We start from the raw sequence: 18,087 nt of genomic DNA, 5'->3' as shown, positions 1-18,087 counted from the left end.
GAGCGGCCACATGGTTCACTGAAAAATAGGAAACCACAAGAATTTTTAAACTTTGTTCAGCGCTTAGCTACTGAACAAAGACCAGTATTTAAAATAAATTATTAACTTGAAAAAAGGCAACCTTATTCAGGCAAGGTCAATCGGTAAACAAAAAACTATTTGCCATAAACTCTAGAACCTTACAGATTATACAAAATACAGGAACTATCGATAGTATTAGAAATTAAATCGAGTTTTAAAAGTTGTTGCTGCACTTCTTCCAGGTCTGCTTCGGTAATTTGTTGCTGACTCCAGCTTGTAATTTCCATCCACTTTCTAATATCTTCAATTTTTTGTCCGTAACGCTCGGCAAAAACTTCATCGATCCCCGGAATGTTTAAAATTTCAGAAGATTTTTGATTTACGATATCGATCATTTTGCGCACATCAGCATAATCAATTTTTAAAATTTCATTTTTTACGGCAATCACAAAACAAGGCCATGGAGTAGGGCAGTCTGCAACCCTTCTAAAAGTGCCATTATCTACAAGAGGTTTGGTCGTAAAATGCTCCCACATAAAATAATCGGCACGACCTTCTTTTAAAGCTTTAACGGCTCCGTTAATATCTCCGACAATTTCGAATTCCAGCTTGGAAGGATCCCAGGCCTGATTTTGCGCATTTACATAAGCCATTAATTGCGAACCCGAGCCAACCCGGCTAATCGCTACTTTTTTACCAGCTAAATCTTCGATACTTTGATAATCAGATCCGGCATCTACATGGATCCCCCAAATAAGCGAAGATGCAATATAAGACTGTACAATTCTAGCTTCGTTTCCAGAAATAATATCTTTTACGGCACCCTCGGTAAGTAGTACGGCCACATCTATCTCACCATTTCGCAGCGCCCTTGTCATTGCTCCGGTACCATCCGGAAAATCTTTCCAGATCACATTGATATCCTGATTTTTAAATTCATCATTTTCAATGCACAAATGCCACGGAAGGTTAAAATGTTCTGGGACTCCGCCTACTTTTAGAGTTTTCATATATTATGTTTTTGTTTGAGGTAATCATAGATTGCATATTGCGACCTGTTCTTATGCTCATCTTTTCCAGGTTTTACATACTGGTTGGTTTCTCCGGCATCCTGAATTCTGGCTTTTACATTATCACTTAACTGAATGGTGAGAATATCTTTTAATTCTTCAAAAATGTCCCTATCATAAATAGGGGTTACTACCTCAATCCGGCGATCGAGATTTCGGTTCATCCAGTCGGCACTTCCAAAAAACATCAATTCATCGCCATCATTTTCAAAAAGATAAATTCTGCCATGCTCTAAATAACGGTCAACAACACTCGTAATATAAATATTTTCGCTTAAACCTTCAACTCCGGGAACCAAACATGTGAATCCGCGTACTAAAAGTCGTATTTCTACCCCCGCTTTACTGGCTTTATAAAGAAGATCTATAATTTCATAATCTTCCAGGCTATTCATTTTAGCAGTGATTTTTGCTTTTTTCCCCATTCGCGCATTTTCGATCTCATTATAGATCAAGGTGGTAAATTTTTGCCGAGTTGAAAATGGGGATATTAAAAGATGCTTTTCTCTTGGTACGATAAGTTCGCCCTCTAATACCATAAAAAGCCTGGCCATTTCTTTGGTTAGTTTGGGGTTAGCGGTAAAAAGGGCATGGTCACAATAAATTTTTGAAGTATCGCTGTTAAAATTACCGGTACCGATATACGAATAGTTTACGCTTTCTTTACCTTCCTGTCTAGAAATCATCATGATCTTGGAATGTACCTTAATTTTTGGAAAACTGTAAATGACATTCGCTCCTTTTTCTTCAAATTTTCTTCCCCAGATGATATTATTTTCTTCATCAAAACGGGCTTTTGCTTCTACAAATACAGTGACCTCTTTTCCTTTTTCCAGGGCTTCCAGTAAACTGCTGGTTAATGGAGAATTATCAGCTACCCTGTAAAGTGATATTTTAATGTGGGTCACATGATCATCCTTTACTGCCTGATCCAAAAAGCGCTCAACGTATTGAAATGACATATAAGGAAAATGAACTAACTGATCTTTTTCTTTTATACTCTTAAAATAATCAGTCGAATTTTCTAAGATTTTATGCGCTATGGGAGGATGTTCACCAAAATGAAGTTCTGGGTTATTGGTGGGATCTTTTAGCGATAAAAAATCTTTGAAGTTATGATATTTACCTCCCGGCATCATATCTATTTTTCCTAAATGCAGCAGGTGTCTTAGTTTCTTCTGTACCGCTTTGGGCATAGCGGCATCATAAAGCAGGCGGGTAGGCTGGCCATCTGTACGCTGTTTTAAACTTTCATAGATCTTCTCGGCCAGCACGCCTTCGTATTGATCTTCGATATAAAGCTCAGCATCCCGACTTAACTTTATTTCGTAGATGCCGGTAATATTATCTTTGGGAAATAAACAGGGAAGCTCACTCCGCACGATTTCATCTAAATAGGTAAGCATATTTTTACCATGTTCAAAATAAACAAAACGACCACACTGATCTACCGGAATATTGACCACACCCAATTCGTTTTCATTATCGAAAGTGATTAAAAAATAAATCATGGCGTTATCTAGAAAAAGATCATTTTCTTTAGAAAGATCTACTTTTTTAATTTCCAGATGTTTTTTTACATGATCTGTAAAATAGGTGTTGGTAAAATCCTGTTGTTCTTTCGTAAAATGTTCGGAATCTACAATATGAATATTATTTGCAGCAAGCTCGGGTAGAATTTGCATGGTATAGATAGCACCAAAACGATCCTGCTGTTCTTTTACTTCCTTTAAAATTTGTTTGGTAAGTCGGTTTGGCTTTAAAGCCAGCTTTTTACGAATACTTTTTTCTACACGCTTCATTTGGCGAAGCTGAGATACCCGCACTCTAAAATACTCATCCAGATTTGAGGAAAATATGGCGAGAAATTTTATACGTTCAAAAAGTGGGTTTAATTTATCTTCTGCTTCCTGTAGAACTCTTTCATTAAAATATAGCCAATTAAGGTCCCGATGTCTAAATCGATCTTCGGTGGGTTGTTGCATTTCTAGTTCGCTTGTGTTTAACCAAAAATACAAAGTTGACTTTTGTTCGTATTCTAATTTTCTGTTAAATAAGGCTCAGGAAGTTAGTTTATCCAGGCAGTAGCCAATAAGTTTCTCCATGGTTTTTTGTGGCGTCGTGCTAAATTCTCCTGTGGCACGATTGGCCAGAATCACATTCATAGAAACAGCATTATGTCCCAGCAGTTTGGACATACCGTAAATGCCAGAGGTTTCCATTTCAAGATTCGTGATTTTTTGATCATGATAATTGAAGGTCGCCAGTTTAGCATTCATTTGATCATCCTGTAAACCAAGACGCAGTGAGCGTCCCTGCGGGCCATAAAAACCGATATTTGTCGCCGTAATCCCTTTAAAAATATCTTCAGCATCTAATAGCTTCTGTAATTTTTTACTATTGTCAACAACATACGGATGTGCTTTTTTTGGGAACCAATCCATATGTTTTATAAAGGCTTCGGAAAAATGATTATCTATTATCTCCTCACTTTGATAAAAGTGAAGTAATCCATCAAAGCCAATAGCTTTTTCGCTTAAAAGGAAAGTATCTATCGGAATTTCGGCCTGGATGCTACCGGTTGTTCCAATTCTTATAATATCTAGCGATTTTAGTTGTTTTTTGACCTCTTTTTTTTCAAAATCAATATTCACTAAGGCATCAAGCTCATTAAAAACAATATCGATATTATCAGTTCCAATTCCGGTAGAAATTACACTAATACGTTTACCGCGATAGCTCCCGGTCTGAGTATGAAATTCCCTTTTTTTAATGCTGAATTCTATATCGTCAAAATGTTCGGTAACCTTAGCTACACGATCGGGATCACCAACGGTAATAATCGTATCGGCTAAATGTTCTGGGCGCAAATTTAAATGATAGATGCTACCATCTTCGTTCAGAATAAATTCAGAAGCTTTTAAGGGCATGTTATAATTTTAATAATTGATGTACTTCAGGATCATAAAGAAAATCATACATTTTGGCTCCTCCAAAAACATCATCATTCTTTAATTCCCGATAAAAATTTTTCTTACCGTCCAGCACTAAATGACCTTTTTCGGTAAGTTTTACTTTTTGTCCTTCAGCGGCATAAAAAATAGACAGCTTCTCCAGTATACGTCTCATCTGTACATCGCTATAGCCATAATACCCCTGATACTCCAGGGCATATCCCATAAGTTGCGTATAATTATTGATGTTTCGTTCCCTAATTAAACGAAGGATATTTCGTTCTAAAGAATTGATGCCAGTGATACTGTTAGGAAAGCGCTCGATATGCGCCCTGATACAACTGGAAAGATACTCGAAATTGGTATTGGTTTTTATCTGGCGTTTTAACAGTATCGGGTTGTTACTACAATACAGTTCCCACATAAGATTCGCTACTTCCAAATCGTTCTCTACCAGTAAAATTTTATTGTTATAATGATTTAAAAGTTGCTTTCCTGATAATTGAGAAAGAGGGGTGAGTTTTTCGTCACCTTTTAATTTCTTGCTGCAAACAAGGTAAAACGGTACCTCTTTTTTATGCTCGGTAAGATAGCTAATCGTAGCCAATACGTTTATATGGCAAAAAAGATCGAATTCAAACCATAAAATAATATGATCATAGTCTTCGATCTTTTTGAGTTTTTTTAATTCTGAAACAAATTCATGCTGGTAGTCTTCCGCAGAAATTCCATAAAAATTTTGAAGAAATTTCTTTCTTATTTTTATAAATTCGGCCGATCCGACTTCCTGTACTGCAGGACCTTCACAAAGCATTTCACGCCAAACGATCTGTTGGCCCGGTAAATCCAGCTCTGCCACGCTTTCTGCGAGGCTATCGCCATTAATTATATGTAAAGGTTTTTTTTCCAAAATTATCCGCCAACGCGTTTTACATTATATCCTTCTTTTTGCAGGATTTGCATCACTTTTTCGCGATCGTCCCCCTGTATGATGATTTCACCATCTTTGGTAGAGCCGCCAACACCGCATTTTTTCTTTAAAAGTTTCCCCAATGCGATCAAATCTTCATCGGGGCCAACAAATCCTTTTACTATGGTCACGGTTTTACCACCGCGGCCTTTATTACTAAAATGAGCTTCCAGTCGTTGGTCTTTTGGTTTTAGGTTTTGTTCCTGTTCGTTTTCTACATACTCACTTTCATCAAAATCATTATTCGTAGAAAAAACAAATCCGCCTAAGTCCTCTAGTCCTAATTTCTTTTTAGCCATAAATTACTTTTTCAATAATCCAATTTCCACAAGTCGCTGGTGTAAAAATTCACCGGCAGTAATATCTTCGTAATGTTTTGGATGTTCTTCATCTATACATTCTTCTAAACAATCTAAAGGCATTTCACTACGAGGATGCATAAAGAAAGGAATAGAATAACGAGGTTCACTCCATTGCTCCTTAGGTGGGTTAATCACGCGGTGAATCGTAGAGCGCAATTTATTATTGGTATGTCGTTCAAGCATATCTCCAACATTAATCACCAGTTCGTCTTCACCGGGTACCGCATCGATCCATTCACCATCTTTCCTAAGCACCTGTAAACCTCCGGTTGACGCTCCCATTAGCAAAGTGATTAAATTAATATCACCATGGGCACCGGCACGTACGGCTCCCTTAGGCTCCTCGGTAATAGGAGGGTAGTGGATAGGTCTTAGAATAGAGTTCCCGTTACTGGCCCAGTGGTCAAAATAAGTTTCTTCCAGACCAATATACAAGGCTAATGCACGTAATACGTAAATCCCGGTTTTTTCAAGCATGCGATAGGCTTCCATCCCCACATGATTAAAATCCTTAAGCTCTTTTACCTGTACATTTTCCGGGTATTCTTCTTTTAGATTAGCATCTTCAGCGGGTTCCTGCCCAAAATGCCAGAATTCTTTTAAATCCCCTTCTTTTTTTCCTTTGGCATGTTCCTTCCCAAAGGAAATATAACCGCGTTGTCCGGCCAGGCCTTCTATTTCGTATTGCTGTTTGGTTTCTACCGGTAAGTTAAAAAAAGCTTTAACCTCTTTGTATAATTCTTCCACCAGATCATCACTTAAAAAATGATTTTTAAGCGCTAAAAAACCTATTTCTTCGTAAGCTTTCCCTATTTCATCAACAAACTTTTGCTTTCTTGCAGGATCATCAGATACAAAATCTGCAAGATCAACACTAGGTATATTCGTCATTGCCATTTAATCTCTTTTTTTATTGATAAAGCACACAAACTTAATGAAAAAAGGCCAATTTCAACAGGATTTAATACTTAGCTAACAAATGCAGCCGTAGATGGCAGTCTTAAAATTACATATTTTAAACGGAATAAACAGGTAAAAAAATCGTGTTTTTTCTAAAATCCATAGACGCTTCATTTTCTATTTCTTTACATTTGAATATAACTAGACTTGTAGCTATGGATCATCCTTCAACAGAAATGTTTTTTGCCTCAGAAGCCTATTCTCAAGAATTTTTAATCGACTTATACAAAAAGCTTTTAAAACCTCGTCTGGTAGAAGAAAAGATGCTTATTCTACTACGGCAGGGGAAAATAAGCAAATGGTTTGCCGGTATAGGACAGGAAGCCATTTCGGTTGGATTAACTGCTGCGTTGCAGGAAGAAGAATATATCCTGCCCATGCACCGCAATCTGGGAGTTTTTACAACCAGAAATATCCCATTACATCGCCTGTTCTCGCAGTGGCAGGGAAAAATGAATGGTTTTACAAAAGGCAGGGATCGCAGTTTCCATTTTGGAACGCAAGAATACAAAATTATCGGGATGATCTCCCATTTAGGGCCGCAACTAGGTGTTGCAGACGGTATTGCCCTTGCCCATAAATTAAGAAACGAAAAAAGACTAACAGCGGTGTTCACCGGAGAAGGGGGCACCAGTGAAGGTGATTTTCATGAAGCACTAAACATTGCTTCCGTCTGGGCCTTACCGGTTTTGTTTTGCATCGAAAATAACGGCTACGGTTTATCAACTCCTACAAATGAGCAATATCACTGTGAACATTTGGCCGATCGTGCTAAAGGCTATGGTATGGAATCCCATATAATCGACGGAAATAACCTGTTGGAAGTCTACTCGAAAATATCTGAAATCGCCAGTGATATTCGTGAAAACCCGCGTCCCGTATTGATTGAGTTTAAAACCTTTAGAATGCGTGGGCACGAGGAAGCCAGCGGTACTGCCTATGTTCCAGACAGCCTTTTAGCGCATTGGGGAGAAAAAGATCCCGTGCTATGCTATGAAAAGCATTTACTGGAACGCGGAATTTTAAACAACGAATGGGCAGCACATATCAAATGGGAAATTACACAGGAAATAGAAGAGCACCTGAGTATTGCAGCGAATGATAACCATCCTGTTTTCACTGAAAGTACCGAGTTAAATGAGGTATTTCAAAAATCATATAATCAGACACTTGAAATTTCATCAGAAAAACAAGAAATACGATTTATAGATGCGGTAAGCGATGCTTTAAAAATAGGCATGCGCCAACATCCCAACCTGGTTTTAATGGGGCAGGATATTGCCGAGTATGGTGGTGTTTTTAAAATAACATCTGGATTCTTAGAGGAGTTTGGTAAACATCGCGTAAGAAATACTCCTATTTGTGAAAGCGGGATTATAGAAGTAGCTGCGGGGCTCTCAATTGTTGGAATGAAAGCGGTCGTAGAAATGCAGTTTGCCGATTTTGTAAGTTCAGGCTTTAATCCTATCGTAAATTATATAGCCAAGCAGTATTATCGATGGGGACAAAATGCCGATGTAGTGATTAGGATGCCCTGTGGGGCCGGTGTAGGAGCAGGGCCGTTTCATAGTCAGTCTAACGAGGCCTGGTTTACAAAGGTACCGGGATTAAAAGTAGTTTATCCCTCAAATGCCAGTGATGCTAAAGGTTTATTGCTAGCTGCCATTAACGATCCTAATCCTGTGTTATATTTTGAGCATAAAGCGTTGTACCGAACGCAGAAAGAACCTGTTGCTATGGGGGAATATGAAGTTGAAATAGGGAAGGCAGCTATCGTAAGACCAGGAATAAGATTAACGATTATCAGTTATGGTGCTGCCTTACAGGAAATATTGAAAATTATAGAAAAAGAAAATATAGAAGATACTGAAGTTATTGATCTAAGAAGCCTTCAGCCTTTAGATAAGGAGACCATTTTCACTTCCGTAAAAAAGACGGGAAGAGTAATTATCGTAATAGAAGATTCGTTGTTTGGCAGTATGGCTTCAGAAATTGCCGCCCAAATTAGTGAAAATTGTTTCGAGTTTTTAGATGCTCCTGTAATGAGACTGGGCAGTCTGGAAACACCAATTCCTTTTTCTCCTGCCTTGGAAAGCGGTTATTTACCCTACCAAAAATTTCAACAAAAACTAAAAGAATTAATAGAATATTAATAACTATTGCTTTTTCGAGTCATGTAATTAAGAATTGTTAACAACACCTCTGTTAAAGTATTAATAATCTTTTGTCTGCACTGAATCCCTGCGCTAATTTAGGCATAGCTAATCAAAAAAATCTATTATGATACGTTTAATTGTAATTTTCCTAATCATTGCTATTGTAGCCGCAATTTTTGGATTTGGAGGGATCGCTTCCGGAGCAACAGAGATCGCTAAGATCATTTTCTACATCTTTATCGTTTTACTGGTTATTTCATTATTAAGCAGACTGTTTAGACGATAATCGAAGCAGCAACGAAAATTTATCCAATGTAGACCTCAAAAACATGTTGCGCTGCATTGGTTTTTTTATTTATAAAAACTACTACTATGAAGAAAGTAATTTCAATTACAGCACTACTTATTTTATTAGTGTCTTGTGGCGGGCCAAGTAAAGTAGCCAAAGAAGCAAGAAAGACGTTTGATGGAACCTGGACGCTTACCAACATTACTTATCCTAACAACACTGGGACATTTGATGTAACGCTATTTAATGATGCTTCTGCCAGTTGTTTTGAAGGAAGTACCTGGGATTTTGTATCCAATAATAATAGAGGGACTTACGAAATTTCTGGTCCTAACTGTGTAGGAGGTCCCCGTTATTATATATGGTCTATCGACGAGGAAAATACACCGCAGGGAATGTATGACTTTCTGCTAAAACCCGTAAACGAAAAGTACAAATCTACCAATGGTAACCAGGGATTCAGGTTAAATCTGGTAAGCCTTACCGGCACTTCCATGGTGTGGGAACAAACCGTGACCTTAGAAGGATCTCCATTTGTAATTAGAATGATGTTTACTAAATAAGATTTTAAAAAATTGAATATTAAATAATTAAAATGATGAAAAAGACAATAAATAAAATCGTGGCCGTATTTTTTGCCGCTAGTGTACTGGTAAGCTGTGATGCGATCCAAAACGCAAATAATAAACAAAAAGGAGCCGTTATAGGATCTGCAGGTGGTGCAGCTATTGGCGGGGTAATTGGTAATAATACCGGTGATGGAAACTCTGCTTTAGGAGCAATTATTGGAGGTGTTGTTGGTGGTGCTGCCGGTGCGTACATCGGGAATAGAATGGATAAGCAAGCCAAAAAAATAGAGACTGAAGTTCCCGGAGCTGAAGTTGAACGTGTAGGGGAAGGAATTAATGTGACTTTCGATGAAAATAGTGGTGTTTATTTTGCTACCGAAAAATATAATATCAATGCAAAATCAGAAGAGACCTTAAATAAACTGGCTAATATCTTTAAAGAATATCCAGATACTAATATTTTAGTTGAAGGGCATACCGATAATACCGGTAGTGAAAGTTATAACCTTACCCTTTCTAAAAACAGAGCTCAGGCGGTAACTAGCTTTTTAACCGATCATGGTATTGCTGCCAGCAGGTTCGATACCAAATGGTATGGTGAAGCTCAACCAAAGTATGATAACTCTACTGCTGAAGGGCGTTCTAAAAATAGAAGAGTAGAAATCGCTATTGTTGCCAACGAAGATTTAAAACAAGAAGCAGAGCAAAAAACTTCTGAAAATTAAGAGCAATGAAGTGAAGTTCGCTGCTACCTTTTCAATGCTCTATAGAAGAAGGTGTTGAAAAAGTGTAGATCGAACATTGCCAGATAGTAACTATAAGCAAAGCCACTCTTAATAATCGATAAGAGTGGCTTTGTTGATTTATAAAAATAGAACATGAAGTAGAGATGAAGTAGAGCGGGCGTTAACAGATTCCTAAATACGAGTTAAACCCCTCTAAACAGCCTTGTAAAAAGATAAATGCCTTTGTACCTTCAAACAAGCTAATAAAAAAATCAATTTATATGAAGACTGTAGATAAAGTGGAGGTATTGCAAAGCCAATCGGCAGAGTATATTCAGCAAGGAGAAACCGGAAAATTTCTAAAATTAATTCCGGATACTTTTTTGATTAAAGGAAAAGAAAAAGATGGAGTCTTTAATCAGGGCTATGCCATCAGACATATTAACCGTAGAGATATTATCCTTATTGATGTAGTTGAAGAAGAAACCAAAGCTGCCGTAAAAAAACTGGTAAATGACGGTTACCAGATTAAAGGAATCCTGATTACCTGCGATGGTATATTAGAGGATGCTTATGCCGATTTAAAAACAATTTCTGAAGATGCTAACGGAGCACCGATTTATGCGCATCCAAGAAATAATTTTAAAGACGACTTTAAAACAAAAGATATCACCACCCAGGCTAACGATCTAAAACATTTTGCGATTAAAGTGATCGATCTTCCGGGTAATGGAGGAGCCTCTGTTTTAGTATATTCTGAAATTAATGACGGCATGGTATTTCCAGGAGACGATGCGGTAGGATCTAATTATGATTCTGATTTAAATACCTTTAAGCGTCCAGAAATGAAACGGGAAAATGACGATTTTGGACTGGCCGAAAGCTGGAACGCGTTTGCAGAAGAATTCACATATTTCTTCCCTAGAAAAGGAAAACCGGCCTTTAATATAGATGAAGGACAGCAAATCGATATCCTGAATGGTTTAAGCCGAACCAAATAATATAAATCGCTCCGACATATAGGAGAGTAGTACCCTGTAATAGTTCAATTTCGAACATTACAGGGTATTTTTTTGGATCCTGATAAAGCCGGGAGAAGACACCAGTAATTAATCGAGCAGTCTTCATTATGTTATGAAATTTAAGAAATCATCCGTCAGCAAATTTAGGAAGGAACAGTATTTCTAAAAACTATGCGAAAATTGAGGTATTTGGATATAACTTATTGTTAAAGAGCTCTTTTATTAGCCCTGTAATTCTTAATTTGATGGATAAAAGAAACCAACTATGTCAAAATTAAACGTCACTCAAAAACTTATTAAAGATCATCTTCTTGAAGGAGATATGATGACCCCGGGAAAAGAAATTGGTATTAAGATCGATCAGGCCTTACTACAGGATGCCACCGGTACGCTGGTACAATTAGAACTTGAGGCTATGGGACTTAAAAAAGCCCAGACCGAAGTTGCGGTGCAGTATGTAGATCACAACCTTTTACAAACCGATTTTAAAAACGCAGACGATCACAAATTCTTACTTTCTGCCGCAAGAAAATTTGGACTTTGGTTTAGTCGGCCGGGAAACGGAGTAAGCCACCCCGTTCATATGGAACGATTTGGTAAGCCGGGTAAAACCCTGGTAGGTTCAGATAGTCACACCCCGGCAGCAGGCTCGTTAGGAATGTTAGCCATTGGTACCGGCGGACTGGACGTTGCAGCGGCCATTGCAGGACAACCGTATTATGTAAAAATGCCACAAGTAATGGGCGTAAAACTTACCGGTACTTTACCAGATTGGGTAAGTGCTAAAGATGTGATTTTAGAGATGCTTCGCCGTTATGATGTAAAAGGAGGAGTAGGAAAAATTATAGAATATTATGGCCCTGGCCTGGATAGCCTTAGTGCGATGGATCGTCACGTTATTGCTAATATGGGTGCAGAACTTGGAGCAACAACCACTGTTTTCCCTAGTGATCAGGAAACTAAGAAATTCTTAAAGGCACAACAAAGAGAAGAAGATTGGACAGAATTATTACCTGATGAAGGTTGTGAATACGATTTACACGACGAGATTAACTTAAGCGAGTTAATTCCGTTAATCGCATTACCAACAAGTCCGGGGAACGTCGTACCAATTAAAGAAGTTGCCGGAAAAAAAATCAGTCAGGTAGTTATCGGATCCTCAGCAAATCCGGGACTTCGCGATTTTTGGATCGCAGGAGCTATTGTAAAGGATAAATCGGTGAATTCCGATGTGTCATTAGATATCAATCCAACCTCGAGGCAAATTATTCAGAATATGATCGATAACCGTGCTTTTGCCAATTTGATTAAAGCAGGAGCTCGTTTTCACCAATCAGGTTGTATGGGATGTATAGGAATGGGACAGGCTCCGGCCTCCGGAACCATTAGTTTAAGAACCATGCCTAGAAACTTTCCGGATCGTAGTGGTACCAAAGATGATCAGGTACATTTAGTAAGCCCCGAAACCGCGGCAGCTTCAGCACTAACCGGAGAAATAACCGACCCTCGGGATCTGGCGAAAATTTTTGATATGGAATATCCTAAATATGAAGCTCCCGAAATAGAAATTATCAATGAAGATATGTTAGTCCCACCGGCTGAAGACGGAGAGGAAGTAAAATTAGAAAAAGGTCCTAACATCAAATCCCTACCCACTATCGAGCCTTTGGCTGATGAAATCAATGTTCCCGTATTATTAAAAATGGGCGATAATATTTCTACCGATGAGATTTTAAAAGCAGGGGCAGAAGTTTTACCTTTTAGAAGTAACCTACCGGAAATCAGCAAATTCTCCTATACCGTCATCGATGAAAGTTTTTATGATCGTGCTATGGACGCTAAGGAAAAGGAGGGAGGCCATATCGTTGTTGCCAAAGATAACTATGCGCAGGGTTCCAGCCGTGAACATGCTGCCATTGCGCCTAAATATTTAGGACAACATGCCGTAATCGCTAATAGTTATGCAAGGATTGCCTGGCAGAACCTGGTAAACTTCGGGATCTTACCTTTAGAGTTTATCGACGAATCAGATTACGATAAAATTGAACAGGGAGACCGTGTTAGTTTTAAAAATCTAAGAGAAGATGTCGAAAAACGAAATAGCATTAAGGTACATGTGAAGAAAGAAAATGGGGACAGTGTAACATTTGAAACCAAGCATACCTTAAGTGACCGACAAATAAATATATTACTAAAAGGCGGTATTATCAATGAATTTAAGCAGCGTCTTAAAGATGAACAAGTTCAGGAAGAAGCCTAATAGATCTTGAATATAGTCCCAAAAAAACCCTTTCAAAATAGTTTGAAAGGGTTTTTTAGTATTAGCTTGTGTGTGTTTGGGAAATAAAATTAATGCGTTTGCATTTGTCCTTTTTTCTTATCTAATTGCTTGTCCAGATCTTTTATCGTTTGGGCAGCCGCAGCTTCAAAAGAATTTGAATTGGATTCCGCAAAAAGCTGTGGTCCAGGTACACTCACTTTGATGTTACATATAAATCCATTTTCATCATCGGCATGATTTCTTTTAAAATGAACTTCTGCCCGGGTAATGAAGTCATATTTACGCTCTATTTTCTCGAGTTTTTCATTAACGAAACTCTGTAAACGCTCGCTTTTACTTAAAGCAACAAATTGATAAATCGTTTCCATAAAAGTTTTTTTTTATGAGCCTAAGAACGCTAATAATCGGTATTTAGACAAGTTTTTATGGCTTCTTTTAGAAACAATTAAGATAGATTTAAAAAACGATAGGCTTGTTTATTGATTACATAATATTTTTGTTACGTTAAGCTGTAAAATTAAGGGTTCAAAAATAAATTTATGCTTAATTGATAGCTATAACCCCTAAAATTATAGGGTATAAAGCTTTAAAACAATTAATTTATACTAGAAAACCGCTGTTAAGACCATTTAAGAAAGTAGAAAGTAGAAAAGTTTAAAGTTTAAAAGTTGTTGTATTGTGAACGGTCATTCCAAATTCAAAAAAGTTCCATCATGGTCACTTCGAGTATCAAATTTTGGAAAGCAATGGAAAAATTTGATGTATCGAGAAGTCTGTTTTTGAGTAAAAAGTTTGAAAGTTGAAAGTTCAAAAGTTCAAGGTTCAAGGTTCAAGGTTCAAGGTTCAAGGTTCAAAAGTTATTGTACATGAACAGTCATTCAAAATTTAACATTTAAAATTCAAAATAATAGTTTATTGTCTCTTCTCTATACTCTAAACACAAATACCTCCGCTGTCATTTCGACTGAAGCGCAGCGGAATGGAGAAATCTCAATCAACAATTTAAGTTCAAAAGTTCAAGGTTAAAGGTTCAAAAGTTTTTGTACGGTGAAAAGTCATTCAACATTCAACATTCAAAAAAGTTCAATAATGGTCACTTCGAGTATCAAATTTTGGAAAGCAATGGAAAAATTTGATGTATCGAGAAGTCTGTTTTGAGTAAAAAGTTAGAAAGTCGAAGGTTTAAAAGTAGTATGTTTTCAATATACATTATACAGTTTACTGTAGACGGTATAAAGTCATTCAAAATTCAACATTCAAAATAATAGTCCATGTCTAATTAATAAATAACGTTTAGGAATAAAAATAAAGTCTATTTCGTATCTTATGCACTGATATAAAACAGGATAGTCATGAAGAAGGATAACCAACAATATAAGGTCAATTTAGTACTATACAGAAGATATTTTCTGGTCTTGCTGATTGCGGTAGCGCTTTTTGGTTGTGGTGCGGCGAACTATACCGTGAAGGATATTCATAATTTCGAGGAGCTTAGCCAATTCGCTCAACAAAAAGAATTTGAAATCGAAAACCAATGGGCCAATCCGTTACGGGCCAATACGGTGACTTTTATCAGCAATCCAAATTTTAATAGTGGTAATATCAATTTGATTGGCAATCCAAATTATATAAAGTTTAAGGGAGATTCGGTGGATGTTTTTCTTCCGTATTTTGGAGTTCGGCAAATGGGCGGCGGTTATAATGATCGCGGGGCGATTAAATTTAAGGGAATTCCGGAAGAATTATCCTTTACCGAAAATAAAGATAAAGACTATGTTCGCTATGAATTTAGCGCTAATGATGATTCTGAAAACTATCAATTCTTTATTACGTTATATTCGAATGGAAACGCCAGTACATCGGTAAATAGTTCGCAACGTGATAATATATCGTATACCGGTAAATTTGAGCCATTACCCGAAAAAGAAGATGAATAGTAGTGCGAAATTAAGCGTGTATTTAAAAACTTTCTGTACAATTATCCAAATAGGGCGAGGATTTGAAATACTCTATTTTACATAATATAAATTATAGGTCAGAAATCAGTCCTAAAAAAGACGGCTTGGCAGAACCGTCTTTTCGTCATTGAATTGCAAATTTATCGCTTACCGCAATGGAAAATACAATATCAGGTAAGTTACAAAGATAAGATTATATAAACCCTAGCTTAATACTTTAAATATTTTTTAGGACTAAATTTCTGACCGTATCGATTAAAACCTTAATTCGTAGATTAAATCAATAATTTGTTGTGTAAAATATCCTGCCAAGAATAAACAAATTACGTAAATCAAATAATTAAGGAGTTTGAACCAATTTCTAATAAGGTAAGTCATCGTCGTCGGTTGATGAATGCTGACCGTTAGAAACTGAATTTTCCGATTTATCAAAGGTTTGTAGTTCAATATCCTTAGCATTAACTAATACTTCAACCTTAACACCGTTGCCATGTGTGTTAACATTATATGAAGGTTCGCCAGTAACTAAGACTTTATGCCCTTTTTTTAATAAATCAATCAATTTTTGTGGATTCTTTTTTGTTCGTCTAAAAACCGTGTACCAATTAGTACGTGATTCTTGTTCGCCAGTTTTTGGGTTTACCCATCTTTTAGTAGCTGCCAAGCTAAAGCTGATTAAAAACTGATTTTCTGATTGTTGTTTTACATCGGCATCAGCACCGATATTACCAGATATTAATAAATTTTCCATTTTTTGAAGTTTTGAAAGTCCAAAACTTTTTAAACGGCACTCAAAAATTTTCCTGCAATATTTCAATGAACGTCTTGCAGCAAATTTAACATGTTTTTTGAGTAAACAAGCGTTTTTATAAGAAAATTCTTAAAAAAAAGTTTAAGTATTTGTAATACAGTTGGTTATATGCACTTTGTTCAACCTTTTATTTAAATAATGTGTTAATGTATTGATTATCAATAAGTTGATGCGTTTGGTTTTCCGAAATAATCGTTTTTCGCTAGTTGGTTGGTTTTCAGCTATTAAAGTCAAAAAAGGTTGCACAAGTGAAACTTAGCAGCGTATGTTATTAAGGGAACGCTGCTATCCTACTCGACCCTGATTTAATCCCTTTCGGGGGCTTGTGTGGTCCGTTCATACTTCACGGCCACTCAAGAAGGAAGTATTATTTTTTGTTGCCCTGAGGGAAGCTCCAACCAGAAAAGGAAAAGCCGGGGCATGTTCTTTTGCCGTTACAAAATGAGAACTCTAGCGCTTACCCGTGCAAACTCTCCTTAATCGCATATTTCTTTCACAAACCTAAATTATTATCTCGAAACGTACGCGGCATAAACTCAGCAGGCAAAGAAAAATAACGCTAAAGCTATTTTTCTAAGCCCGCATAGTTATACGCTACTTATCGAGATAATAATTTTTAACGGTTGTAGAAATAGGCGATTCCGAGTTTACACGAGTAAGTAAGAGTTCTTTACATTTTGAAACAGCAAAAAGGAAAATTTAGGGTTTTCCTTTTTCTGGTTGCAGCCAACAAAAAGAAAAAAGAAATAAGGCTCAAACCGGATTGCCGAGTAAGATTTAAAATTTGAATTATGGGAATAAATAAAAGAAAAAAAGAGGTTTTAAGGCTTCGTAAGCTTCGGAAAAAGTTTGCAAAGCAACCGAACACCATTAAGAAGCTAAACGAGCAAATTAAAGCCCATACGGCTATAATTAGCGCACACCAACAAAATCAACACAATCAAAACTTATGGAAAATTACAACATTGGGGTAAATTCGGCTTGGTATGCTGAAAGCCTTAAACTTTTAAAGCGAGAAAATAAACTTAGTAATCGTGAAGATTATATATGTTTTTCTCAAAAAAAACACGCTTTTAGAATTGATGAAATTTGGATTCATCCACAAACCCAAGAAAAAATATTCGTTGAACATTATAAAGGGGAATTTCCCCGGATTTATCTAAAAGAGCAACACGGCAGTTATTTTAAAATTCAATGTAAATCCCTGTTTTTCGATAAAAAATACGATACTATACAGGAAGCCGTTAAGGATGCTAAAAGCTTAATACAGGGTATTAATGGGGCTGATTTATACGTAATTCAAAACCGAAATAAAAGGGCTAAAATTTCCAATGTTCACGGAGATATAAAAATGCAAATACTTTAATTATGGCTATTCTTATTCGTAAACTCACAGAACGCCAACAAGAAGAACTCGATAAGGCTAAACAATTATTCGATGAAAAAACCGACAGTAAAACGGTTCTTAAAATGATTGAAAGCTTTGCCGAAATGGTAGAGAAAGAAAAAGTAATGCGTTTGCAAAATGCGGAACTTTCTAGGAAGCTAAATAAATACAAAGAAACATATAACCAAATTAAATGGAATTTAGATGTTTTAGGAGATGATGAAGATGATAGCGAATATTATTAATTGATAACAAATTTTTTCTGCAGGTTGCCGGATCTATCCAGGCCAGCAGCTGTAAAAAGTTTAAAATGATAACATTTTATGAATTTAGAACAAATTGCACTTAGTATAATGATTTTTATTGCCGTCGTTCTTTTAATTCAATCCATAAAAAAAAGCCCCTGATTTGGCACTAGTGGTCGGAAGAAATTCCGGCCACTTTAAGTTTTAAATAATTTGTTGGGATCTCCTCCGGAAAAGGTCACTATCATTGCAATAATTAAATTCCTTACTTCCATTTTAAATCTTCTCTTGGCTGTTTTATAACCGA

The 18,087-nt window shown here is 36.7% G+C and carries 18 protein-coding genes; 10 read left to right on the top strand and 8 right to left on the bottom strand.

The features are described 5' to 3' along the window. Positions 1–179: 179 nt before the first annotated feature. The 6 genes from AC13DP_RS00375 to AC13DP_RS00350 form a co-directional block, all read right to left on the bottom strand. Positions 180–1,031 carry a substrate-binding domain-containing protein gene (locus tag AC13DP_RS00375; protein ID WP_483067105.1) on the bottom strand — a complete coding sequence of 284 codons (852 nt, stop codon included), beginning with the start codon at positions 1,029–1,031 and terminating at the stop codon, positions 180–182. Further along, the gene (gene ppk1 / locus AC13DP_RS00370; RefSeq protein WP_483067104.1) at positions 1,028–3,076 is read right to left on the bottom strand and encodes a polyphosphate kinase 1; all 2,049 of its coding nucleotides are present in this window, start codon (positions 3,074–3,076) and stop codon (positions 1,028–1,030) included. The genes AC13DP_RS00375 and ppk1 overlap by 4 nt, the downstream gene beginning before the upstream one ends. A 75-nt stretch (positions 3,077–3,151) precedes the next feature. Then, positions 3,152–4,021, bottom strand: a complete 870-nt coding sequence (locus tag AC13DP_RS00365; protein ID WP_228252096.1) for a nucleoside phosphorylase — start codon at positions 4,019–4,021, stop codon at positions 3,152–3,154. A gap of 1 nt (position 4,022) precedes the next feature. Next, positions 4,023–4,955, bottom strand: a complete 933-nt coding sequence (locus tag AC13DP_RS00360) for a DUF1835 domain-containing protein (protein ID WP_013072118.1) — start codon at positions 4,953–4,955, stop codon at positions 4,023–4,025. A gap of 2 nt (positions 4,956–4,957) precedes the next feature. Then, the gene (locus AC13DP_RS00355) at positions 4,958–5,314 is read right to left on the bottom strand and encodes a translation initiation factor (RefSeq protein ID WP_339813179.1); all 357 of its coding nucleotides are present in this window, start codon (positions 5,312–5,314) and stop codon (positions 4,958–4,960) included. A gap of 3 nt (positions 5,315–5,317) precedes the next feature. Then, positions 5,318–6,268, bottom strand: coding sequence for an isopenicillin N synthase family dioxygenase (locus AC13DP_RS00350; protein WP_347406763.1), 951 nt, complete (start codon positions 6,266–6,268; stop codon positions 5,318–5,320). Between the two features lie 224 nt (positions 6,269–6,492). Between AC13DP_RS00350 and AC13DP_RS00345 the strand changes: the two genes are divergently transcribed. The 6 genes from AC13DP_RS00345 to AC13DP_RS00320 all read left to right on the top strand — a co-directional run bounded on the left by AC13DP_RS00345 (position 6,493) and on the right by AC13DP_RS00320 (position 13,358). Then, entirely contained in the window at positions 6,493–8,490 is a 1,998-nt protein-coding gene (locus tag AC13DP_RS00345) for an alpha-ketoacid dehydrogenase subunit alpha/beta (RefSeq protein ID WP_483067103.1), read from the top strand. 127 nt (positions 8,491–8,617) lie between these two features. Continuing rightward, a complete protein-coding gene (locus AC13DP_RS00340) occupies positions 8,618–8,779 on the top strand; it encodes a DUF1328 domain-containing protein (RefSeq protein WP_013072114.1) in 162 nt (53 codons plus the stop codon). 86 nt (positions 8,780–8,865) lie between these two features. After that, on the top strand, positions 8,866–9,345 hold the full coding sequence (locus tag AC13DP_RS00335; RefSeq protein ID WP_013072113.1) for a lipocalin family protein: 480 nt from the start codon (positions 8,866–8,868) through the stop codon (positions 9,343–9,345). 35 nt (positions 9,346–9,380) lie between these two features. After that, entirely contained in the window at positions 9,381–10,076 is a 696-nt protein-coding gene (locus tag AC13DP_RS00330; protein ID WP_272958681.1) for a YiaD family glycine zipper/OmpA-like lipoprotein, read from the top strand. A 281-nt stretch (positions 10,077–10,357) separates the two neighbouring features. Further along, the gene (locus AC13DP_RS00325) at positions 10,358–11,077 is read left to right on the top strand and encodes an MBL fold metallo-hydrolase (RefSeq protein WP_228252100.1); all 720 of its coding nucleotides are present in this window, start codon (positions 10,358–10,360) and stop codon (positions 11,075–11,077) included. Between the two features lie 286 nt (positions 11,078–11,363). Further along, positions 11,364–13,358: an aconitate hydratase gene (locus tag AC13DP_RS00320; protein WP_347406757.1), complete on the top strand. Its 1,995-nt coding sequence runs from the start codon at positions 11,364–11,366 to the stop codon at positions 13,356–13,358. 89 nt (positions 13,359–13,447) lie between these two features. Here AC13DP_RS00320 and hpf read toward each other — a convergent pair whose 3' ends face one another. Next, positions 13,448–13,747 (bottom strand): ribosome hibernation-promoting factor, HPF/YfiA family, encoded by a 300-nt coding sequence (gene hpf, locus AC13DP_RS00315; RefSeq protein WP_013072109.1) that lies wholly within the window; start codon positions 13,745–13,747, stop codon positions 13,448–13,450. 984 nt (positions 13,748–14,731) lie between these two features. Between hpf and AC13DP_RS00310 the strand changes: the two genes are divergently transcribed. Beyond that, positions 14,732–15,316, top strand: coding sequence for a DUF4251 domain-containing protein (locus tag AC13DP_RS00310; RefSeq protein ID WP_483067102.1), 585 nt, complete (start codon positions 14,732–14,734; stop codon positions 15,314–15,316). Positions 15,317–15,698: 382 nt separating this feature from the next. Here the strand turns inward: AC13DP_RS00310 and AC13DP_RS00305 are convergent, their stop codons facing one another. After that, a complete protein-coding gene (locus AC13DP_RS00305) occupies positions 15,699–16,088 on the bottom strand; it encodes a single-stranded DNA-binding protein (protein WP_483067101.1) in 390 nt (129 codons plus the stop codon). Positions 16,089–16,939: 851 nt separating this feature from the next. On the opposite strand from AC13DP_RS00305, the gene AC13DP_RS00300 reads away from it, so the two are divergent. Genes AC13DP_RS00300 through AC13DP_RS00290 form a run of 3 tightly spaced genes read left to right on the top strand, consistent with a single transcriptional unit; the run spans position 16,940 to position 17,780 of the window. Beyond that, on the top strand, positions 16,940–17,122 hold the full coding sequence (locus AC13DP_RS00300; protein WP_483067100.1) for a hypothetical protein: 183 nt from the start codon (positions 16,940–16,942) through the stop codon (positions 17,120–17,122). Beyond that, entirely contained in the window at positions 17,098–17,514 is a 417-nt protein-coding gene (locus AC13DP_RS00295; protein ID WP_483067099.1) for a hypothetical protein, read from the top strand. The genes AC13DP_RS00300 and AC13DP_RS00295 overlap by 25 nt, the downstream gene beginning before the upstream one ends. 2 nt (positions 17,515–17,516) lie before the next feature. Then, complete coding sequence (locus tag AC13DP_RS00290) at positions 17,517–17,780, top strand: hypothetical protein (protein WP_483067098.1); 264 nt, start codon at positions 17,517–17,519, stop codon at positions 17,778–17,780. Positions 17,781–18,087: the final 307 nt, after the last annotated feature.

It is taken from the genome of Zunongwangia sp. L-65, assembly GCF_056859415.1.
The sequence above is the reverse complement of the archived record's forward strand: the minus strand, read 5'-3'. Positions and strand labels throughout refer to the sequence as shown.

Bases quoted from the DNA above. Each gene is read 5' to 3' on its own strand.
- AC13DP_RS00375 (WP_483067105.1), bottom strand. From the start codon at position 1,031: ATGAAAACTCTAAAAGTAGGCGGAGTCCCAGAACATTTTAACCTTCCG.
- ppk1 (WP_483067104.1), bottom strand. From the start codon at position 3,076: ATGCAACAACCCACCGAAGATCGATTTAGACATCGGGACCTTAATTGG.
- AC13DP_RS00365 (WP_228252096.1), bottom strand. From the start codon at position 4,021: ATGCCCTTAAAAGCTTCTGAATTTATTCTGAACGAAGATGGTAGCATC.
- AC13DP_RS00355 (WP_339813179.1), bottom strand. From the start codon at position 5,314: ATGGCTAAAAAGAAATTAGGACTAGAGGACTTAGGCGGATTTGTTTTT.
- AC13DP_RS00350 (WP_347406763.1), bottom strand. From the start codon at position 6,268: ATGACGAATATACCTAGTGTTGATCTTGCAGATTTTGTATCTGATGAT.
- AC13DP_RS00345 (WP_483067103.1), top strand. From the start codon at position 6,493: ATGGATCATCCTTCAACAGAAATGTTTTTTGCCTCAGAAGCCTATTCT.
- AC13DP_RS00340 (WP_013072114.1), top strand. From the start codon at position 8,618: ATGATACGTTTAATTGTAATTTTCCTAATCATTGCTATTGTAGCCGCA.
- AC13DP_RS00335 (WP_013072113.1), top strand. From the start codon at position 8,866: ATGAAGAAAGTAATTTCAATTACAGCACTACTTATTTTATTAGTGTCT.
- AC13DP_RS00330 (WP_272958681.1), top strand. From the start codon at position 9,381: ATGAAAAAGACAATAAATAAAATCGTGGCCGTATTTTTTGCCGCTAGT.
- AC13DP_RS00325 (WP_228252100.1), top strand. From the start codon at position 10,358: ATGAAGACTGTAGATAAAGTGGAGGTATTGCAAAGCCAATCGGCAGAG.
- AC13DP_RS00320 (WP_347406757.1), top strand. From the start codon at position 11,364: ATGTCAAAATTAAACGTCACTCAAAAACTTATTAAAGATCATCTTCTT.
- hpf (WP_013072109.1), bottom strand. From the start codon at position 13,747: ATGGAAACGATTTATCAATTTGTTGCTTTAAGTAAAAGCGAGCGTTTA.
- AC13DP_RS00310 (WP_483067102.1), top strand. From the start codon at position 14,732: ATGAAGAAGGATAACCAACAATATAAGGTCAATTTAGTACTATACAGA.
- AC13DP_RS00305 (WP_483067101.1), bottom strand. From the start codon at position 16,088: ATGGAAAATTTATTAATATCTGGTAATATCGGTGCTGATGCCGATGTA.
- AC13DP_RS00300 (WP_483067100.1), top strand. From the start codon at position 16,940: ATGGGAATAAATAAAAGAAAAAAAGAGGTTTTAAGGCTTCGTAAGCTT.
- AC13DP_RS00295 (WP_483067099.1), top strand. From the start codon at position 17,098: ATGGAAAATTACAACATTGGGGTAAATTCGGCTTGGTATGCTGAAAGC.
- AC13DP_RS00290 (WP_483067098.1), top strand. From the start codon at position 17,517: ATGGCTATTCTTATTCGTAAACTCACAGAACGCCAACAAGAAGAACTC.